At 65.0% G+C, this 17167-nt stretch carries 14 protein-coding genes; 11 read left to right on the forward strand and 3 right to left on the reverse strand.

The annotated features are described in order from the left end of the window. Window positions 1-18: 18 nt before the first annotated feature. Window positions 19-1416 carry an alkaline phosphatase gene (locus RT688_RS11650; RefSeq protein WP_313705044.1) on the forward strand — a complete coding sequence of 466 codons (1398 nt, stop codon included), beginning with the start codon at window positions 19-21 and terminating at the stop codon, window positions 1414-1416. A 261-nt stretch (window positions 1417-1677) separates the two neighbouring features. Here the strand turns inward: RT688_RS11650 and RT688_RS11655 are convergent, their stop codons facing one another. Both RT688_RS11655 and ffh read right to left on the reverse strand, forming a co-directional pair. Further along, window positions 1678-2073, reverse strand: a complete 396-nt coding sequence (locus RT688_RS11655; protein ID WP_313705045.1) for an SWIB/MDM2 domain-containing protein — start codon at window positions 2071-2073, stop codon at window positions 1678-1680. A 244-nt stretch (window positions 2074-2317) separates the two neighbouring features. Then, complete coding sequence (gene ffh / locus RT688_RS11660; protein ID WP_313705046.1) at window positions 2318-3685, reverse strand: signal recognition particle protein; 1368 nt, start codon at window positions 3683-3685, stop codon at window positions 2318-2320. Window positions 3686-3959: 274 nt separating this feature from the next. Here ffh and RT688_RS11665 point away from each other — a divergent pair, with 274 nt between their 5' ends. The 10 genes from RT688_RS11665 (at window position 3960) to RT688_RS11710 (ending at window position 16133) form a co-directional block, all read left to right on the forward strand. Next, a complete protein-coding gene (locus RT688_RS11665) occupies window positions 3960-4931 on the forward strand; it encodes an ABC transporter substrate-binding protein (protein WP_313705047.1) in 972 nt (323 codons plus the stop codon). Between the two features lie 63 nt (window positions 4932-4994). Continuing rightward, window positions 4995-5783: an ABC transporter permease gene (locus RT688_RS11670; RefSeq protein WP_409521911.1), complete on the forward strand. Its 789-nt coding sequence runs from the start codon at window positions 4995-4997 to the stop codon at window positions 5781-5783. Window position 5784: 1 nt separating this feature from the next. Then, complete coding sequence (locus tag RT688_RS11675; RefSeq protein WP_313705049.1) at window positions 5785-6591, forward strand: ABC transporter ATP-binding protein; 807 nt, start codon at window positions 5785-5787, stop codon at window positions 6589-6591. A gap of 267 nt (window positions 6592-6858) precedes the next feature. Continuing rightward, window positions 6859-7671, forward strand: a complete 813-nt coding sequence (locus RT688_RS11680) for a cytochrome c biogenesis protein CcsA (protein WP_313705050.1) — start codon at window positions 6859-6861, stop codon at window positions 7669-7671. Beyond that, entirely contained in the window at window positions 7668-7925 is a 258-nt protein-coding gene (locus RT688_RS11685) for a PP0621 family protein (RefSeq protein WP_313705051.1), read from the forward strand. The genes RT688_RS11680 and RT688_RS11685 overlap by 4 nt, the downstream gene beginning before the upstream one ends. A 10-nt stretch (window positions 7926-7935) precedes the next feature. Further along, a complete protein-coding gene (locus RT688_RS11690; protein WP_313705052.1) occupies window positions 7936-9663 on the forward strand; it encodes an ATP-binding protein in 1728 nt (575 codons plus the stop codon). Between the two features lie 22 nt (window positions 9664-9685). Then, window positions 9686-11134 (forward strand): sigma-54 dependent transcriptional regulator, encoded by a 1449-nt coding sequence (locus RT688_RS11695; protein WP_313705053.1) that lies wholly within the window; start codon window positions 9686-9688, stop codon window positions 11132-11134. A 1-nt stretch (window position 11135) separates the two neighbouring features. Further along, complete coding sequence (locus RT688_RS11700; protein WP_313705054.1) at window positions 11136-11303, forward strand: hypothetical protein; 168 nt, start codon at window positions 11136-11138, stop codon at window positions 11301-11303. A gap of 684 nt (window positions 11304-11987) precedes the next feature. Further along, window positions 11988-14930 (forward strand): ribonucleoside-diphosphate reductase subunit alpha, encoded by a 2943-nt coding sequence (locus tag RT688_RS11705; RefSeq protein ID WP_313705055.1) that lies wholly within the window; start codon window positions 11988-11990, stop codon window positions 14928-14930. Window positions 14931-15014: 84 nt separating this feature from the next. Beyond that, entirely contained in the window at window positions 15015-16133 is a 1119-nt protein-coding gene (locus tag RT688_RS11710; RefSeq protein WP_313705056.1) for a ribonucleotide-diphosphate reductase subunit beta, read from the forward strand. Window positions 16134-16709: 576 nt separating this feature from the next. On the opposite strand, the gene RT688_RS11715 is transcribed toward RT688_RS11710, so the two are convergent. Then, the coding region (locus RT688_RS11715) for a hypothetical protein (protein WP_313705057.1) at window positions 16710-17167 on the reverse strand (458 nt) is incomplete at its 5' end.

Raw genomic sequence — 17167 nt, forward strand, 5'->3', positions numbered from 1 at the left:
GCCGCAGGAGAGCAAGCAATGAACAAGAAACGCATCACCGCGCTGCTGCTGGCGGCCTGCTTCGGCGCCGGCGCCCAAGCCCAGAGCCTGTCTTCCGCCCCGACTGCCAAGCCGCAGGCGAAGAACATCATCTTCTTCCTCGGCGACGGCATGGGCCCGACCACGATCACCGCCGCGCGCATCTTCAAGGCCGGCGAGGACGGCCTGCTGAACTTCGAGCGCCTGGACCGCACCGCGCGCATCAAGACCTATTCGGCCGACGCCCAGGTGACCGACAGCGCGCCCTCGATGGGCGCCTACATGACCGGCGTGAAGATCAACAACGACGTGATCTCGATGAAGGACGCCAAGCCGGTGGCGCCCGCCAAGGACGCCAACGGCAACGCCAGCATCGACCGCTGCGGCGCGGACAACGGCAGCTCGCCGATGACCATCCTGGAACTGGCCAAGGCCAATGGCAAGTCGGTGGGCGCCGTCACCACCACCGAGCTGACCCACGCCACCCCGGCCTCGACCTTTGCCCACGTGTGCGACCGCGACATGGGCCATGCGATCGCCCAGCAGGTGGTGCCGGGCGGCGCCGGCTACAACGCGCGCCTGCTGGATGGCGTCGACGTCCTGATGGGCGGCGGGAAGAGCCACTTCACGCCTTTCGATGCGAAGCGCAATCCGAAGGGCCGCGGCGACGGGCGCGACCTGATCGCGGAACTGGGCGCGCGCGGCTACTTCGTCGCCCACAGCCGCGCCGACATGCAGTCCGCCCGCGCCGGCCGCAAGTTCGTCGGCATCTATGCCGACAGCCATCTCGACTACGCGTCGAAGCGCCGTCCCGAACAGCCGACGCTGGCCGAGATGACGGCCAAGTCGATCGAACTGCTGTCGACGAACCCGAAGGGCTTCTTCCTGATGGTCGAAGGCGGCAAGATCGACCACGCGCTGCACGACACCAATGCGCGCAACGCCCTGGTCGAGACGGTGGCCTTCGACGAGGCGATCCAGACCGCGGTGGAGCGCATGCGCGCGCTCGACCCGGGCCTGGAGAACACCCTGATCGTGGTGACCGCGGATCACGACCACACCATGGTCCTGAACGGCTATCCGAAGCGCGGCAACCCGGTGCTCGACATCGTGCGCGGCTACGCCAACGGCGAGCCGACCCGCGACGCCGACGGCAAGACGTTTACCACCCTGGTCTTCGGCAACGGCCCGAACCGTCCGGAGGTGCGCGCCGACGTCGACAGCGCCACCGCCCTGTCCGAGGACTACCACCAGGAGACGGGCGTGCGCTGGTCGAGCGAATCGCACGGCGGCGGCGACGTGAAGCTGTACGCGACCGGCGCCGGTTCCGCGCCGTTCAAGGGCACGATCGAGAATACCCGCGTGTTCGACCTGATGAAGGCGGCGTTCGGGTTGTGAGTAGGGTGGGCGGCTCCGCCAATGACGGGTGATCATCCGCGACGTATGCGCCGCCCACGCGGCGATCGTTAGCGGCGAGATCATCCGGTACGAACGCGGAACCGCTAACCATCACCGCGTGGGCGGCTCGCACGTCGCATATATTCACCCACCGGCGTTACAGCCGCCCACCCTACGGATTATCGCCACCCAAAAACAAAAAGCCCCGATCACACGATCGGGGCTTTTTACGTTCAGGCTTTTGGACAGCCAGGCTTTTCTTTATTTCAGGTGATTCGAAATGAGCTTGGTCATTTCGAACATCGACACTTGCGCCTTGCCACCGAAGACGGCTTTCAGCTTGTCGTCGGCGTTGATCATCTGGCGGTTGTCTGCAGCCTGCAGGTCCGCTTTCTTGATGTATTCCCAGACCTTCTTGGTCACTTCCGTGCGTGGCAGCGGCTTGTTGCCGACCACTGCGGCCAGTTCGGCCGACGGCGTCAGCTCTTTCATGAAAGCGGCGTTCGGCTTGCGTGCCACAGCCGGTTTCTTTGCTGCCGCGGCCTTCGGCGCTGCTGCCTTGGCAGGAGCTGCGGCCTTCTTCGCCGCAGGCTTGGCGGCCGGCTTTGCGGCGGCCTTCTTTGCGGGCGCTGCTGGGGATTTCTTGGCTGTTGCCATCTTCGAGCCTCCTAAACGAACATAAGTAAAAGTTGCGCAATTCATCGCACGGCTTATATTGGTGTCGTTTTAGCGTTCCTGCAAGTCTTTTTCACCATTTTTTCATTCTATTCGATCCAAAATTCGGGGTTTGGGCGCCGGGCGCATCGATAGAGTGAAAAACCACGCAAAAACCGACGTAAAAACGCCGCGCCGGACAAGCGTCGGGCACGGCGTTCGGGGAGGCGGAAAACGCCAGGAATGCTTAGCGCATGCCGGGCATCATGCCCTTCATCCCGCGCATCATCTTCATCAGGCCGCCGCCCTTGAGCTTCTTCATCATGGTCTGCATCTGGTCGTACTGGTTCAGCATGCGGTTCACTTCCTGCACCTGGACGCCGGCGCCGGCGGCGATGCGGCGCTTGCGGTTGGCCTTGATCAGCTCCGGCTTGGCGCGCTCCTGCGGCGTCATCGAGTCGATGATGCCGACCATGCGCCGCACCTGCTTCTCGGCCTGGTCAATGTTGGCGCCGGCCGCGGCCTGCTGGAACTGCGCCGGCAGTTTGTCGAGCAGGCCCGACATCCCGCCCATTTTCTTCATCTGGGTCAGCTGCGCCTTGAAGTCGTTCATGTCGAAACGGCCGCCCGACTTGATCTTGTTGGCCATGTCCTGGGCGGCCTTTTCGTCGACGCCCTTGCGCGCTTCTTCGACCAGCGCCAGGATGTCGCCCATGCCCAGCACGCGGTTCGCCATGCGGCTCGGGTCGAAGGCTTCCAGCCCGTCCAGCTTTTCCGAGACGCCGGCGAACTTGATCGGCTTGCCGGTCACGTGGCGCACCGACAGCGCCGCGCCGCCGCGCGAGTCGCCATCGAGCTTGGTCAGCACGATGCCGGTCAGGGGCAGGGCGTCGTTGAAGGCCTTCGCGGTGTTGATCGCGTCCTGGCCCAGCATGGCGTCGACCACGAACAGGGTCTCGATCGGCTTCACGGCGCCGTGCACCGCGGCGATCTCCTGCATCATCGCCTCGTCGATGCCGAGGCGGCCGGCGGTGTCGATGATCAGGACGTCGTGGTAGTGCTTCTTCGCCCAGTCGAGCGCGTTCTTCGCGATGTCGACCGGCTTGTCGGAGGCGGTGGTCGGGAAGAAGTCGGCGCCGACCTGCTTGGTGACCGATTCCAGCTGCGCGATTGCCGCGGGGCGGTAGACGTCGGCCGAGACGGTCAGGACCTTTTTCTTCTTCTGTTCCTTGAGGTACTTGGCGAGCTTGCCGACGGTGGTCGTTTTACCGACACCCTGCAAACCGGCCATCAGGATGATCGCCGGCGGCTGCTGGGCGAACGACAGTTGCGTCGCTTCAGGGCCGAGGTCGGCGCCCATCAGGGCGGCCAGCTCGCGCTGCACCACGCCGACCAGGGCCTGGCCCGGGCTGAGCGAGCCGATGACTTCTTCGCCCAGCGCTTTTTCCTTCACTTTGGCGATGAATTCGCGCACCGCCGGCAGCGCCACGTCGGCCTCGAGCAGCGCGAGGCGCACTTCGCGCAGCATCTCGGCGGTGTTCGCCTCGGTCAGACGCGCCTCGCCGCGCATGGTCTTGACGACCTTGGCAAGGCGTTGGGTAAGGTTATCTAGCATGTTCTACCTGACTATCTATATATAGAGGACAGCATTCGGGAAACCGCCATTTTACCCTGCGCAAGAAGCCTTCGCCCGTTCCCGCTGTGTCGATTACGCCTTTTTTCGGTGCGCGTTCTGTCTTGTGTCACAACTGTTCATTGTCACGTTTGACACACCTAACGTTCCCATATAGCCTTTTCCCACCGGCATCATAACGAGACAAATGATGGCGGCATCCGGTACCACCGCAGCAGCCAACCGATTCTGACGAAGCGCATAACGGAGACAAGGCATGACTAAAGTGTTCGGCAAGACCCTGATCGCAATGACCCTGCTGGCCGCGGCCGGCGCCCAGGCCCAGGAAGTGGTTAGGCTGGGCAACCTCAAGTTCGCCCATTACGGCGCCGTCTCGTACATCAAGGAAATCGCACCCAAGTGCGGCATCAAGGTCGAGGAGAAGATCTTCCCGAAGGGGCTGGACGTCATGCAGGCGATCATCGCGGGCGAGCTCGATGTTGGCACCACCGCCTCGGAGGCGGCGATCTCGGGCCGCGCCGGCGGCGCCCCGATCTATGTCGTGGCCGGTTTCGCCAAGGGCGGCGCGCGCCTGGTGGCGCGGCCCGACCTGAAGATTACCAGCGTGCCGCAACTGAAGGGCAAGCGCGTCGGCGTCACGCGCGGCGGCATCCAGGAGGTGCTGCTGCTGGCCGAACTGGCCAAGCACAACATGAAGGCCGACGCCGCGCCCGGCAAGGATGTGCAGCTGGTGTTCCTGCCCTACGCCGACCTGAACCAGGCGCTGCTGGGCAAGCAGATCGACGCCATGATGCAGTCCGAGCCGCAGTCCTCGCAGGCGATCAACAAGGGCTTCGGCGCCGAGGTGCTGAAACCCTACGACACCCCGATCGGCGAGCCGATCCGCACCATGGTCATGACCGAGAAGTTCTACAAGGAGCGGCGTCCGGTGGCGGAGAAGTTCATGCGCTGCTTCGTGCAGGCCACCAAGACCTTCATCGACAACAAGAGCCTGGCCGAGAAGTACGTGCGCGAGGTCGTGTTCAAGGGCCAGATCACGACCGACGACTTCAACGACGCGATCGGCAATTCCGAGTACTCCTACGACATCACGCCCGAGCACATCCAGGTCACCACCGACACCATGGTCAAGACCGGTGTCGGACGCATGAGCAAGCCGCCGGTGGCGAAGGAGTGGGTCAGGACCGACCTGCTGGACGCGGCCAAGAAAAGCCTGAACATCCAGTAAGCCAACGCATTCACGCTTGGGGACGCCATGAAAAAACGCAATTGGCGCGAAATCGGCATCGGCATGGTCGTGCCGGTGCTGGCGATCGGCATCTGGCAGTGGGTGGCAAGCATGGGCTGGGTGCATCCCCAGGTGCTGCCCTCGCCGCTGGCGGTGTGGGAGCGCTGGGTGGCCTACCTGCTGCCGCTCACGCCGTTCGAGAGCTATACCGAGGGCGGCTGGTGGCACTGGGCCTTTTCGGGCGAGCTGATCGTCGATACCCTCACCAGCCTGTACCGGGTGGTGGTGGGCTTCCTGATCGGCGCCGGGCTGGCGCTGCCGCTCGGGCTGGCGATGGGGGCGAGCAAGTCCGTCTACGCCTGGTTCAATCCGCTGGTGCAGATCCTGCGCCCGATCCCGCCGATCGCCTACATCCCGCTGGCGATCCTGTGGTTCGGGCTGGGCAATCCGCCGGCCGTGTTCCTGATCGCGCTCGGCGCCTTCTTCCCGGTGCTGATGAATACCATCGCCGGGGTGCGCCACGTGGACGGCATCTACCTGCGCGCCGCGCGCAACCTGGGCGCGAGCGGCACGACCATGTTCGTGCGCGTGATCCTGCCGGCCGCCGTGCCCTACATCCTGTCGGGCGTACGGATCGGCATCGGCACCGCCTTCATCGTCGTCATCGTGTCCGAGATGATCGCGGTGAACAACGGCCTGGGCTACCGCATCCTGGAAGCGCGCGAGTACTTCTGGTCGGACAAGATCATCGCCGGCATGATCACCATCGGCCTGCTGGGCCTGGCGATCGACATCGGCATGAACCGCCTGAACAACTATCTGCTGCGCTGGCACCGCGGCCTGGAGCATTGAGATGGACGCATCGAAAGCAATCCATATTCAGATCAACGGCGTGAACAAGGTCTTCGCCAGCGAGGAGCGCCAGGTGGTGGCGCTGCAGGACATCAACCTGGACATCCCGCGCGGCCAGTTCACCTGCCTGCTCGGGCCTTCCGGCTGCGGCAAGTCGACCCTGCTCAACGCCGTGGCCGGCTTTTCGCCGCCCACCAGCGGAACGATCCTGGTCGACGGCGCGCCGGTGGCCGCGCCGGGGCCGGACCGCGGCATGGTGTTCCAGGAATACGCGCTGTTCCCCTGGATGACGGTCGAGCAGAACGTCGGCTTCGGCCTCGACATCAAGGGCCTGCCGAAAGCCGAGATCGCCCGCACCGTGGACGAATTGCTGCGCATGCTGTCGCTGTCGGACTTCCGCCAGCGCTACCCGAAGGACCTGTCGGGCGGCATGCGCCAGCGGGTGGCGATCGCGCGCGTGCTGGCGCTCGATTCGCCGATCATGCTGATGGACGAGCCCTTCGGGGCACTGGACGCGCTCACCCGGCGCAACCTGCAGGACGAGCTGCTGCGCATCTGGGCCGAGCTGAAGAAGACCATCCTGTTCGTCACCCACAGCATCGAGGAGGCGATCTACCTGGCCGACCGCATCGTGGTGATGACCTACCGCCCCGGCACGGTCAAGCGCGACATGCTGGTCGACCTGCCGCGCATGCGCGACCCGGCCGCGCCTGAGTTCAACGCCCTGAAACGCGAACTCGGCCAGATGGTGATGGAAGAGCAGCAGCGCCATCACAGCGATGAGCTGCGCATGGCGGCGGTGGATTAGTAGGGTGGGCACCCTGTGCCCACGCGGTGGCGAACGTCGCTGGCATACGTGACGGCGACTGTTCGCTCGCACGGTATCCAATGGCCGCTGGCTCTCGCATTTTGGCCTTTGGATACGGTGCGGGCGATCGGCCATGGTTGCAGGTGCAAGCATTCGCACGTAACGCGTGGGCACGGCGTGCCCACCCTACGAGACAAGTTTGCATCAGACCTGAAACGACGGGGAGGGGGCCGCCACCGCCGTTTCCCGATGGTGTAGACTGCCGGTATGCAGAACACCCTCTTTTTCGCCGCGGCCTTCCTGTACGCGGCTTGCGCCCTGCTGCCGTCGCGCCGGGGCGCCGTCATATCGGGCGTCACCGCGCTGGCCTGGCTGGTCCATGGCGCGGCGCTGTGGAGCGCCGCCTTCGGGCCGGGCAGTTTGCGCATCGGCTTCGCCATCATGCTCTCGTCCGCGTTGTGGGTGTCGGTGGCGGCCTACTGGGTTGAAAACCGTAACTTCGCGCTCGACGGCCTGCGCCGCCTGGTGATGCCTTGCGCCTTCGGCGCGGCGCTGCTGCCGGTGCTGTTTCCGGGGGCGCTCATGGCCGTCGAAAGCCAGTCGAGCGCGTTCGGCTGGCACGTGGCGGTCGCCGTGCTCGCCTACAGCACGCTGACCATCGCCGCCTTCCACGCGGTGCTGATGGCGCTGCAGGAAACCCGGCTGCACGCGCGCACCGCCACCACTGGCGGCGGCGGCTGGTTCGGCGGCGCGATCGACCAGCTGCCGGCCCTGCTCACCATGGAAAAGCTGCTGTTCCGCCTGATCGGCATCGGCTTCGTCCTGCTCAGCCTGACCGTGCTGTCGGGCGTGGTGTTCTCGGAGCAGCTGTTCGGGCGCGCGCTGCGCTGGGACCACAAGAACGTGTTCGCGCTGCTGTCCTGGATCCTGTTCGCGGCCTTGTTGGCGGGGCGGCACTGGCGCGGCTGGCGCGGCAAGACCGCGCTGCGCTTCACGCTGGCGGGGTTTGCGACGCTGGCGCTGGCCTATGTCGGCAGCCGCTTCGTGCTCGAAGTCGTCCTGCACCGGGGGATCGCATGAGCCGCCTCCTGTTCTGGATCGTCCTGATCGCCCTGATCGGCTTCGCGGTGCGCGCCAAGCTGCGCGCCGCGATCCGCCGCCACGAGGAAAGCACGCCGCCGCGGCCAAGCAGCCCGGCGCCGGCGCCGGGAATGCAGATCGAAAACATGACCCGCTGCGCGCATTGCGGCCTGCATTTCCCGGCATCCGAAGCGGTGCGTGCCGACGGCCTGGACTACTGCAGCCCGGCCCACGTGCGCCTGCCGCCGCAGTAGGCCCGCGATCTTGAAGATCCGCTGGCCGGCGCTGTCCACGCAGTCGCGCGCGACCTTCTGGCGCTCGCTGCAGGCGCTGAACGTCACCCGCATCGTCATCGGGGTGGTGCTGCTGCTCTACCTGGCCTTCGACGTGCGCGACGGCCGCGCCACCACCGATCCGGCCTATGCGCACACCTGCATCGCGTATTTCGCCGCCGCGATCCTGTTCGGCCTGCTGACCACGTTCTGGAAGCGCCGCTTCCCGCTGCAGCTGGCCTGCCAGATCGCGACCGACCTGGCGGCCATCTCGCTGCTCTACCTGGCGGCCGGCGGCCTGCGCAGCGGCCTGGGCATCCTCTACCTGTTTCCGCTGGCCGGCGCCGCCATCCTCGCGCCCCTGGTGCTGGCGCTGTTCGCGGCGTCGATCGCGTCGATCTTCATCCTGCTCGAGGCCTCCTGGCAGATCTTTGCGCGCGAGGGCGAGCCGCCGCTGATGCAGGCCGGTATGTACGGCGTGGCCTTCTTCGCCGTGGTCCTGCTGGTCAACCGGCTGGCGGCGCGCCTGATCGGGCAGGAAGAATTGGCGTCCCAGCGCGGCCTCGACCTGCAGGTGCAGCAGTCGATCAACGAGATCGTGATCGCCGACGTCGGCGACGGCGTGCTGGTGCTCGGCGCCGACGGCGCCATCCACACCGCCAACCCGGCCGCGCGGCGCATGCTGGGGCTCGACGCGCCGGCCGGGCTGCGCCTGGATGCGGTGCACGGCCTGGAGCCGGTGGCCGGCGCCTTCGCGCGCTGGATGGGAAACGCCGCGACGCCGGGCCTGGCCGCGGTCGAGCCGGTCGAAGGCGAGGCCGGGCCAGACGAAGCCTGGGTGATCCTGAAGCCCTTCCAGGAGCAGGGCGGCGCCGACAGCGGGCCGGGCGCGCGGCGCGACCAGCCGGCGCACCTGAAACTGCGCTTTGCCCGCGTCGACGCCGGCGCCGGCGTGCCCGGGCGCAGCGTCGTCTTCATGGAGGACGTGAGCGCCATCGAAAACCAGGCGCAGCAGCTGAAGCTGGCCTCGATGGGACGGCTCACCGCCAGCATCGCGCACGAGGTGCGCAATCCCCTGTCGGCCATCGGCCACGCCACCGCGCTGCTGGCCGAGGACCTGCACGGCAAGGCCGAGGTGCGCCTCTTGAAGATCATCGGCGACAACGTGGCGCGCGTGAACCGCATGGTCGAGGACATCCTGCAGCTCTCGCGCAAGGCCCAGCCGTATGCCGAGCCGATCCCGCTGGGGCGCTTCCTGGCCGAGCTGAAGGCGGAGTTCTGCGAAACCCAGGGCCTGCTTGATGAGATGCTGTGGCTGGGCGGCGCCGGCGCGATCGAGGTGCGCTTCGACGGCCTGCACCTGCGCGAAGTGCTGGTCAACCTGCTCGGCAACGCGATCCGCTATGCCAGCCGCAAGCCGGCCAGCATCCGCATCTGGCCCGAGCTCGACCCGTTCGGCACGCTCGAATTGCACGTGCAGGACGACGGCCCCGGCATCACGCCCGACGTGCGCGCCCACCTGTTCGAACCCTTCTATACTACGTCGAGCAAGGGCACGGGCCTGGGGCTCTACCTGGCGCGCGAGCTGTGCCTGAACAATGGCGCCAAGCTCGACTACGAATACCGCTACGACCCGGCGGCGGGCGGCGCACGCAAGGCCAGTGGCCGTTTTGTCATCACCTTCGCCCAGCTGGCGGCGGCCGGCACGCGAGGCCAGTAATGGACAGTAAAGAAAGGCAGTCATGAGTTCACCCCGCATCCTGGTCGTCGACGACGAAGCCGACCTGCGCGACCTGCTCGAGATCACGCTGGTCAAGATGGGCCTGGACGTCGACTGCGCCGCCACCCTGCGCGAGGCGCGCCGTCTCGTCGACGACAACAGCTACGCGCTGGTGCTGACCGACATGCGCCTGCCGGACGGGCTCGGGCTGGAACTGGTGCGCGAAGTGTCGAGCACCTCGAAAACGCCGATCGCCGTGATCACCGCCTTCGGCAGCGCCGAGAACGCGGTGGTGGCGCTGAAGGCCGGCGCCTTCGACTACGTCTCGAAACCGGTGGTGCTCGATGAACTGCGGGTGATGGTGCGCTCAGCGCTGAAATTGTCCGAGGCCCCGGCGGGCCCGGCGGCGGGAGAGGGCGGGACCGGTTCCCGCCTGATCGGCCACTCGCAGGCCATGCAGGCGCTGCGCGCCCAGATCGCGCGCCTGGCGCGCTCGATGGCGCCGATCGCGATCAGCGGCGAGTCCGGCGCCGGCAAGGAGCTGGCCGCGCGCGAGATCCACGCCCAGAGTTCGCGCGCCGCAAAACCTTTCGTCGCCGTGAACTGCGGCGCGATTCCCGAGAACCTGATGGAGGCCGAATTCTTCGGCTACCGCAAGGGCGCCTTCACCGGCGCCGCCGAGGAGCGCGACGGTTTCTTCCAGGCGGCCAACGGCGGCACCCTGATGCTCGACGAGGTGGCCGACCTGCCGCTGGCGATGCAGGTGAAACTGCTGCGCGCGATCCAGGAGCGGCGCGTGCGCAAGATCGGCGCCACCCAGGAAGAGCCGGTCGACGTGCGCATTGTCAGCGCCACCCACAAGGATCTTGCCAGGTGCGTCGAGACCGGCAGCTTCCGCCAGGACTTGTTCTACCGCCTGAACGTGATCGAGCTGGCGCTGCCGCCCCTGCGCGAGCGGCTCGACGACCTGCCGGTGCTGGCCAACGCGATCCTGGCGCGCCTGGCCGGAGCGGGCGGCGCCTCGCTCGGACCGGGCGTGCTCGACGCCCTGCGCGGCTATTCCTTCCCCGGCAACGTGCGCGAACTCGAGAACGTGCTCGAGCGCGCGCTGGCCTTTGCCGACGACGGCGTGATCCAGGTCGAGGACCTGTCGCTGAAGGCGGCGCGGCCGGCGGACGGCGCGCGAAGCCACGAGGCGCCGGCGCCGGCACTGCTGGTGGCGAGCGCCGAAGCGCCCGCGCTGCCGGCCGCGGCGCCGCTGCCGGCGCCAGGCGCCCCGGTGGCGCTGGGTCCCGACAGCCTGCCGGGCAACCTGCCGGCCTACCTGGAACAGGTCGAGCGCGACATCATCCAGCGCGCGCTGCAGCAGACCCAATTCAACCGCACCAGGACCGCCAGCCTGCTCGGCATCAGCGTACGCCAGTTGCGCTACCAGATGCAGAAGCTGGACATCCAGGCACCGGAGAACTGACATGCCGAAACGCTTGCGTTACGCAGCCCTGGCCATCGCGCTCATCGCCGCGCTGATGTGGATGAAGCACGAGATCGACGTCGACCGTTGTCTGGATGCAGGCGGGCGCTGGGACAATGGGCTGGGCGAATGCGTACAGGCGCCGGCGTCGGGCAGTACCGCCGTGTAGGGTGGGCGGCGACACCCGCCACGATGCATATACGCGACGGTGGCGCCGCCCACGCGTCCAACGCAAGCTTGCAAAGACGTACACGACTTTGCACCGACCGGTTGAACACATGGGCGGAGAATCCACCCACCCGACAGTTAATACTTGTCAAAAAGTGTTGCCTTTTCGCCAGTGCAAAACGGTGCGCTCCGCACCGTTGTTGAGCACTAAACAAGGTGGCTGAACAAGCTTTGAGCAGCGTGTTAGTGCTTACTAACCTGCAAGCGCCCATCTTTCGGCAGAGCCCCGAATGTCAAGAGGTGCGCACCCAAAAAACGCCAGAAATTGAGAATTTATTCACTTGCACGGCTGCGCGCGCAGGTACTACAATTAGTCCCATCTCAATACGCAACACTAGATATAGTGGTAGCGGAGTCAGCAGTAACATCCGGTAGCCCAGCCCTGGCCCAGTCCCTCCAAGGAGCGGCGCAGGCAGCTGACCGGAACCGCTAGCCCAGCAGTATCGCATCGCTTCGCATTTGCTTCATATGCATTAAATATCCGTAGGCAACAATATTGCCCGGCTTGGCGTTGCCCGGCTGGCGGAGACCCTTTTCGCTTTTTACATCATCGTTGGACGCTCGCACGCGCGAGCGGTCCATTGGAACAACCGGCGGCAGCACGACTGCCCTTCCTGGAGGCTCAATGCAGACATCCCAAGACATTTCAATCCACCCGCAAGCGGCACCAGGAGCGGCAGCCGGCGGCAATAACGCAGCCGAGATCGCCGCGCGCGGCGACTACCGCATCATCCGCCGCAACGGCGCCGTCGTGCCTTTCGAGCCGAACAAGATCTCGGTCGCGATGACCAAGGCCTTCCTGGCGGTCGCCGGCGGCCAGGGCGCCGTTTCGGCCCGCATCCGCGACCTGGTGGAAGAGCTGACCAACAACGTGGTCGCTGCGCTGGTGCGCCGCCAGCCGAACGGCGGCACCTTCCACATCGAAGACGTGCAGGACCAGGTTGAACTGTCGCTGATGCGCTCGGGCGAGCACGATGTCGCGCGCGCCTACGTGCTGTACCGCGCCAAGCAGATGGAAGAGCGCCGCGCCGCCAAGGAAGCCGCCGGTACCGCGCAAGTGGCCGCGCCGCAAATCCACGTGGTCGACAACGGCCAGCGCCTGCCGCTCGACGTCAATGACGTGCATGCCCTGGTGAACGCCGCCTGCGCCGGCCTGGAAAAGCATGTCGACGCCGACGCCATCGTCGCCGAGACCCTGCGCAACCTGTACGACGGCGTGCCGGTCGAGGAACTGCACAAGTCGGCCATCCTGGCCGCGCGCGCGCTGATGGAAACCGATCCGGCCTACAGCCAGGTCACGGCCCGCATCCTGCTGCACACCATCCGCAAGGAAGTCTTCGGCAAGGAAGTGCCGCAAGCCAAGGCCGCTCTTGAGTACGTCACCTACTTCCCGCAGTACATCGCCAAGGGCATCGCCAACGAGCTGCTCGACGAAGAGCTGGGCAAGTTCGACCTCGAGCGCCTGGCGAAGGCCATCGTGGCCGACCGCGACCTGCAGTTCGGCTACATCGGCCTGCAGACCCTGTACGACCGCTACTTCCTGCACGTGCGCGAAACCCGCATCGAGATGCCGCAGGCCTTCTATATGCGCGTCGCGATGGGCCTGGCCCTGCGCGAAGCCGAGCGCGAAGAGCGCGCCATCGAGTTCTACAACCTGCTGTCGTCGTTCGACTTCATGAGCTCGACCCCGACCCTGTTCAACTCGGGCACCCGCCGTTCGCAGCTGTCGTCGTGCTACCTGACCACCGTCGGCGACGACCTGGAAGGCATCTACGACGCCATCAAGGAAAACGCGCTGCTGTCGAAGTTCGCCGGCGGCCTGGGCAACGACTGGACCCCGGTCCGCGCGCTGGGCTCGCGCATCAAGGGCACCAACGGCAAGTCGCAAGGCGTCGTGCCGTTCCTGAAAGTGGTCAACGACACCGCCGTCGCGGTCAACCAGGGCGGCAAGCGCAAGGGCGCGGTCTGCGCCTACCTGGAAACCTGGCACATGGACATCGAGGAATTCCTCGACCTGCGCAAGAACACCGGCGACGACCGCCGCCGCACCCACGACATGAACACCGCGAACTGGATTCCGGACCTGTTCATGAAGCGCGTGATGGAAAAGGGCCACTGGAGCCTGTTCTCGCCGAGCGAGACGCCTGACCTGCACGACAAGGTCGGCCGCGCCTTCGAAGAGGCGTATGTTGCCTACGAAGCCAAGGCGGCGCGCGGCGAAATGACCGTGTACAAGAAAGTCGAAGCGCTCGACCTGTGGCGCAAGATGCTGTCGATGCTGTTCGAAACCGGCCACCCATGGATCACCTTCAAGGATCCGTGCAACATCCGTTCGCCGCAGCAGCACATCGGCGTCGTGCACTCGTCGAACCTGTGCACCGAGATCACCCTGAACACCAGCGCCGACGAGATCGCCGTCTGCAACCTGGGCTCGGTGAACCTGCCGCAGCACATGAAGGGCGATGGCCTGGACCACGTCAAGCTGCAGAAGACCATCCGCACCGCGATGCGCATGCTCGACAACGTCATCGACATCAACTACTACGCCGTGGAAAAGGCGCGCAACTCGAACCTGCGCCACCGCCCGGTCGGCATGGGCATCATGGGCCACCAGGACTGCCTGCACATGATGCGCGTGCCGTTCGCATCCGACAAAGCGGTGGAGTTCGCCGACAAGTCGATGGAAGCCGTCTGCTACTACGCTTACCTGGCCTCGACCGAGCTGGCCGAAGAGCGCGGCCGCTACGAGACCTACGCCGGTTCGCTGTGGGACCGCGGCATCCTGCCGCAGGATTCGATCAAGCTGCTGGCCGAGGAACGCGGCGGCTACCTCGAGCAGGACACGAGCGAATCGATGGACTGGAGCGTGGTGCGCGAGCGCATCAAGCAGTTCGGCATGCGTAACTCGAACTGCGTGGCGATCGCCCCGACCGCGACGATCTCGAACATCATCGGCGTGTCGGCCTGCATCGAGCCGACCTTCCAGAACCTGTACGTGAAGTCGAACCTGTCGGGCGAATTCACCGAGATCAACTCCTACCTGGTGCGCGACCTGAAGGCGCGCGACCTGTGGGACGAGGTGATGATCGCCGACCTGAAGTACTTCGACGGCTCGCTCTCGAAGATCGACCGCGTGCCGCAGGACCTGCGCGACATCTACGCCACCGCGTTCGAAGTCGAGCCGAAGTGGCTGGTGGAAGCGGCATCGCGCCGCCAGAAGTGGATCGACCAGGCCCAGTCGCTGAACATCTACATGGCCGGCGCATCGGGCAAGAAGCTGGACGAGACGTATAAACTGGCATGGCTGCGCGGCCTGAAGACCACCTACTACCTGCGCACCATCGCGGCGACGCACATGGAGAAGTCGACCACCCGCACCGGCGCGCTGAACGCGGTGCCGGTCTCGGGCGGCCTGGCGGCCGGTCACGCTGCCCCGGCGGCAGCGGCAGCGACCGCAGCATCGGCGCCAGCCGCTGTTGCAGGCGCTGCTCCCGATGTCGTAGACGGCGCGGCCTGCTACCTGCGTCCGGGCGACGCCGGCTTCGACGAATGCGAAGCCTGCCAATAAGCTGTCAACAAGCGATAAATAGTTAAACCGTTCGCCCGGCCTCGCGCCGGGCGCTGCTTTGCAAGAATTCTGAAGGAAAAAATTATGCTGTCATGGGACGATGAACCAACCAGCGCGCAAGGCGCTGCAAAAGCGGCGCCGCTCGCCGCGGGCAACCCGGAAGGCGTGAGCGCCGCCGACGTCGCCAAGCGCGTGAACGCCGACGACAAGCGCATCATCAACGGCCAGACCGACGTCAACCAGCTGGTGCCGTTCAAGTACAAGTGGGCCTGGGACAAATACCTGGCCGGCTGCGCCAACCACTGGATGCCGCAGGAAGTGAATATGCAGCGCGACATCGAGCTGTGGAAGAACCCGAACGGCCTGACCGAGGACGAGCGCCGCATCGTCAAGCGCAACCTGGGCTTCTTCGTCACCGCCGACTCGCTGGCCGCGAACAACATCGTGCTGGGCACCTACCGCCACATCACCGCGCCGGAATGCCGCCAGTACCTGCTGCGCCAGGCCTTCGAAGAGGCGATCCACACCCACGCCTACCAGTACATCGTCGAGTCGCTGGGCCTGGACGAGCGCGAGATCTTCAACGCCTACAACGAGATCGCGTCGATCCACGACAAAGACCAGTTCCTGATCCCGTTCATCAACGTCCTGACCGATCCTGAATTCAAGACCGGCACCCTGGAAAACGACCAGAAGCTGCTGAAGTCGATCATCGTCTTCGCCTGCCTGATGGAAGGCCTGTTCTTCTACGTCGGCTTCACCCAGATCCTGGCGCTGGGCCGCCAGAACAAGATGACCGGCGCCGCCGAGCAGTACCAGTACATCCTGCGCGACGAATCGATGCACGTGAACTTCGGCATCGACCTGATCAACACGATCAAGATGGAAAACCCGCAGCTGTGGACCGCCGAATTCCGCGAAGAGCTGAAGGTATTGTTCATGCAGGCGGTCGACCTCGAATACCGCTACGCCGAAGACACCATGCCGCGCGGCGTGCTGGGCCTGAACGCCCCGATGTTCAAGGGCTACCTGCGCTTCATCGCGAACCGCCGCGCCGTGCAGATCGGCCTCGATCCGCTGTTCCCGAACGAAGAAAATCCGTTCCCGTGGATGAGCGAAATGATCGACCTGAAGAAGGAGCGTAACTTCTTCGAGACGCGCGTGACCGAGTACCAGACCGGCGGTGCGCTGAGCTGGGATTGATCGTCGCGACAGCGACAACGCATGCGAAAGCCCGACGAGAAATCGTCGGGCTTTTTTTATGCCGGTGCGCGCCGGCGTTTCAATCGTGCGCACCCCTGCGTGCAAACGCGATTTGCGAGATTTGCCGATGAAATCAGGCTTCCCTTGACGCACAAAGCGTTGCGGCGCTGTCCAATAGAGTGAATTTCATGTGTGCGGGTTGCGCACTGACAAGGTTTTCGTGTACTTTACGTGATTGAATTTGTCAAAGTGTGAACATGGATTTTTTTGCATGCTCACCGGCAAACAAAACCGATCGAATAATGGGACGCTGATTCAATCAGTATGCACTTAAGCGCAGCGAAAAGAACAAGCCGCACTGCCTGATCGCGTTCAGGCAAGGCGGCTTTTTCTTTTCGCGCCCGCAAGGGTAGCGATGTGAAAAACAGCTGGAAGAGTGAGTGTCCTGCGACGTTGGCTGAAGCGCTGCAATTGTGAGGAGTTGCAGCAGTTCAGCTGGTGCCGTATTCATTGGCAGTAACCGACCGGTTTGTGCCGATGAATAATTCGCCCGACGCAAGAAACGTTCGGACGGGTTTAAACCTTGTAGCGTATTTTCTCATCGCAGAGAAGGAGAATAAAAATGGCAACAGCCGCTAAGAAACCAGCAGCAAAATCGGCAGCGAAGACTGCCGCCAAGTCGGCCGCAAAGACCGCCGCAGCAGAAAAACCAGTCGCGGCCAAGAAGTCGGCGACCGCTGCCAAGCCGGCAGCGAAGACGCCGGCGAAGGCCGCCGCCAAGCCGGCAGCGAAGCCGGCAGCGAAGAAGGCAACTGCAACCAAGGCAGTCGCGAAGCCGGCAGCAAAACCGGCAGCCAAGAAAGCTGCTGCTCCGGCAAAGAACGCAGCAACCAAGACCGCAGCGAAGGCTCCGGCCAAGGCAGCCGCAACCAAGACCGCCGCCAAGGCGCCAACCAAGTCCGCAGCGAAGACCGCAACGAAAGCTCCGGCCAAGTCGGCAGCCAAGACCGCGGCAAAAGCACCAGCCAAGTCGG

Source organism: Massilia sp., assembly GCF_032106685.1.
In the GTDB taxonomy this organism is placed as follows: Bacteria; Pseudomonadota; Gammaproteobacteria; order Burkholderiales; family Burkholderiaceae_D; genus Telluria.